The sequence below is a fragment of the Sphingobium sp. MK2 genome, assembly GCF_040170545.1.
In the GTDB taxonomy this organism is placed as follows: Bacteria; Pseudomonadota; Alphaproteobacteria; order Sphingomonadales; family Sphingomonadaceae; genus Sphingobium.
Map to the genome: position 1 here is coordinate 1 of NZ_JAZDXA010000082.1, position 3,506 is coordinate 3,506.

Consider the following 3,506-nt stretch of genomic DNA (forward strand, 5'->3'; position numbering starts at 1 on the left):
TGATTTGATGTTCATGAAGTCGAGCGTTTCCGTCACTTCAATGATGTAGAATTCGGCGTTCCATATTCGGTTGATTTGGGAGCGGGACACTTGCCTTGCTCATCCCGTTGCCGTTTATTGGGCCCTGTTCTGGGGGAGAGAAATATGACCTATGCTGTGGTCGTCGATTGGTATGGGCCGTATGATAGCGTCAAAGCTGCGAAAGCCGTAATCCGTGAATGGGATATGGGCGAGGTCCTATACATGGCGGCCGGAACGGTTGATCGACAGACGATACCCAAGCTTCAGTATGTTGGAATCACCAAGGGCTTCGAGGGCCGCATGAGGCCGGAGCACAAAGTCCGCACCACAATCGCTGAAGAGGGGCTGTCGATTTATCTCGGCGAGGTGTCATCACAAGCGGTATCTGGTCGCAAGGCGGGTCATCACCACAAGCGATTCACTGTGCCTGTCTATCTGGCAGAATCGGCATTGGCATTCTTCCTCCAACTCCCGTTGAACTCTGACAAACGATGCTCCCGCCCAAAAGACTCGATTGTTTTGCTCAATCGGTGGTGGAAGGCTGATGGACAAAGCCGTAGCCGTCGGCGTCCTCATCCTGATTGGCCTGACTTCATAGAATATGATGACGAGTCAGATGTCGGATCGGTGGTGTGGCATGGCAAACGTCGCAAGCACTTCAATGCCGAACTGATCGACGAGACGTGCGCTCGCGCGTCGAAGGAACTGCGCGCGGAAAGGGAACGGGCCGCTGCGGCCTGATCGCCATCACCGCAGCCCGAGACGATCCAACTGGTCGACCTCTGCGCGGATCAACCGGCAGCGACGATCTTCCCGCCATGGTCCGTAGGGATATGGCGTCGCATGGTGAAGGTCCCACCAATCTCGCCAGTCCTGCGTCGGGTGAAAATATCGGACCCGCGCTCGGACGGAGATCACCTCGCCGATATGCTGCTTCATCCCGCACTCGGTATCGGTCTCACGGATCACAAGATCGCCGACGCGGAGATGGTATAGGTCCATGGCCCGCAATACCATAATGGCATAAAATATCGAAGTATTTGAAGTGCTTGAGTTCATTGCTGAGATGTGAGAATCTCCCGCCATGAAACGCGTCGCTCTCTATCTTCGGGTCTCTACCGACACCCAGACGGTCGATAACCAGCGGCGCGAACTCATGGCTGTGGCGGATCGTCTGGGCTGGAACATCGTCATCGAACTCGCCGACGAAGGCATCAGCGGGGCAAAGGGTCGGGATCAGCGTCCCGGCTATGATCGTCTCATGCAGATGGTCACCCGCCGCGAGATCGACCTAATCGCATGCTGGTCCGTCGACCGATTGGGACGATCGCTCCAGCACCTCGTCGCGTTCTTAGCGGAGATCAACGACAGGCAAGTGGACCTCTATCTCCACACACAGGGCCTTGATACCTCGACGCCCGCCGGGCGCGCGATGTTCTCCATGCTGTCCGTGTTCGCCGAGTTCGAACGGTCGATTTTGCGCCAGCGCATTATGGCTGGTCTGGCTCGATCTACCAAACGATCAGGTCGTCCGTCCCTCGACCCAGCCAAGGCCGACAAGATCAGGCGCGAACTATCACGCGGGACCAGCATCAACGCCACCGCGCGCAAACTCAGCGTCGGTGTCGGCACCGTCCACCGGATCAAGACCCAGATGGCGGAACCAATCGCCACCTGACCATCGTCCCTGACGATCGCCGATAACGCTGCCCGTCGCCCTCACTTCAACATCATGACATCGATCGTGCCCTGCAATTGTCAGGGGCGATGATATCGCGCGTTATCATGGCTAGAATTGTCATGGACAAGAGTTCGAATACCAGCGCGTCCGTCGAACTAAGGGCTACAAAGGACCGCTACAGCCTGATAGCCACGCCTATTATCAGCAGCCGCGAATCACGCGAAATCGGGGAACCATCAAGGCTTCCCTGCCTCTCCGCCAATCCCCTTGCAACTGGTTGCAAAGCCTAGAAAGTCCTTGAAACAGTGACTTCTGTGCGGCTAACTGCTACAAAATCTGCTACAAACGGGGGCGGGCTTTGAAAGCAGTTCGGGGCGAACGCTACATATATCGGCGCGGAGATCGCCTCTATTTTCGGAGGGGGGTTCCTGACGATGTCCGAAGCCTTTTTGGCGGTAAGACAGAGGTGATAATTTCTCTTCGGACTTCCAGCATTGCGGAAGCTCGGCATAAGCGTCAGCGCGAATTGGAGAAATTTGAAGGAGAGGTCGCGAGCGTTCGAGGCGAGATTGCGCCATCACAGATCGCCGCCGCCGCTTTGGCTCCCGCCGTCCGAGTTATGGAGGCGGGTGTCCGAGAGGCTTTCGCGGAACGAATGGACCGGGTTCAGGGGGTCAATCGAAGTGACCCGGAAGCCGTCCAAGCCGCGCGGCGGAGACTTGAAGATTTGAAGGCATTTCTTGGGGCAACAACGGCTTCTCGACGCCTCGGCTCTAACGGGCCCACGCTTGATGTTGTGTGGATGGCGCAGGCCTTATGCGAACGAAACCGCTGGGCAGTCGATGAGGGAAGCGATCCTTGGTGGAAGCTGATTGATCTAGTGACCCGCGCGCAAATTGAGGCAACGGAGCGACAGGTTCAAGGCTTGGATGGAACGCCGCAGCGCACGATGGACGAGATGTTCAGCGCCGAGCACTTCGTGGTTGATGCCCAGACGCGTGAAGGAAACGAGCTGGTTGCCCCGGTTTCGTTGCTAATGCTTTTCGATGAATATGTCGCTGAACGAAAGCCCGCACCCGCAACAGTAAAGGCCTTTGGTAGGCAGCTCCGTCGGTTTTCCGCGTTCCTCCAGCACGACGACGCAAGAAAGGTTTCCAAGCAGGATGTAGATCGCTGGAAAGGCGAATTGCTGGAACGCGGAGGTAAAGGCGGACTGCCGCTAAACCCAAAGACCGTGCGAGTGACTTATCTGCCTGCTATCCGGGTTGCCCTTCAACGTGGGGTTGATAGCGGCGTGCTGAATGAGAATGTTGCGAAGGGGGTCGGAGTGTTGGGCAAGAAAAAGACACCTCGATTGCGTTCGCCTAGTCTGAGTGACGAGGAAGCATTGAAAATTCTTCGTGCCACGTTGGTTGCGGATACGACAAGAACCTCTCCCCAACGCAAATTGGCGAAGCGCTGGGTTCCGTGGCTGTGCGCTTATACGGGCGCGCGGGTGAACGAGCTTACGCAGCTTCGAGCTGAGGATGTCACCCAAGACGGGGCTATCTGGACGATTAGGATTACCCCGGAAGCGGGTAGCACCAAAAATCACGAGGCGAGGGTGGTGGCTCTCCATCCACATCTTCTTGAGCAGGGCTTCCACAAGATCGTAGCGGATAAGTCTGGCCCTTTGTTTTACAACCCGGCAGATAAGCGGGGTGGCTCCGAACAGAACCCGCACTCTTAGTGCCCGAACCGAAAGTTGTTGAGTAATACCAGCATGTTGTGATTCACACCTCTTTGCGAAGAGATGGAGTGAATG

3 protein-coding genes are annotated in these 3,506 nt (G+C 56.5%); all 3 read left to right on the forward strand.

Annotated elements, in window-relative coordinates; all coding sequences use genetic code 11:
* Positions 1 to 144: 144 nt before the first annotated feature.
* The gene (locus V2I08_RS20165) at positions 145 to 762 is read left to right on the forward strand and encodes a hypothetical protein (protein WP_088183472.1); all 618 of its coding nucleotides are present in this window, start codon (positions 145 to 147) and stop codon (positions 760 to 762) included.
* 343 nt (positions 763 to 1,105) lie between these two features.
* Positions 1,106 to 1,699, forward strand: a complete 594-nt coding sequence (locus tag V2I08_RS20170) for a recombinase family protein (protein WP_349636539.1) — start codon at positions 1,106 to 1,108, stop codon at positions 1,697 to 1,699.
* A gap of 361 nt (positions 1,700 to 2,060) precedes the next feature.
* Positions 2,061 to 3,431: a DUF6538 domain-containing protein gene (locus V2I08_RS20175; RefSeq protein WP_349636540.1), complete on the forward strand. Its 1,371-nt coding sequence runs from the start codon at positions 2,061 to 2,063 to the stop codon at positions 3,429 to 3,431.
* Positions 3,432 to 3,506 lie beyond the last annotated feature (75 nt).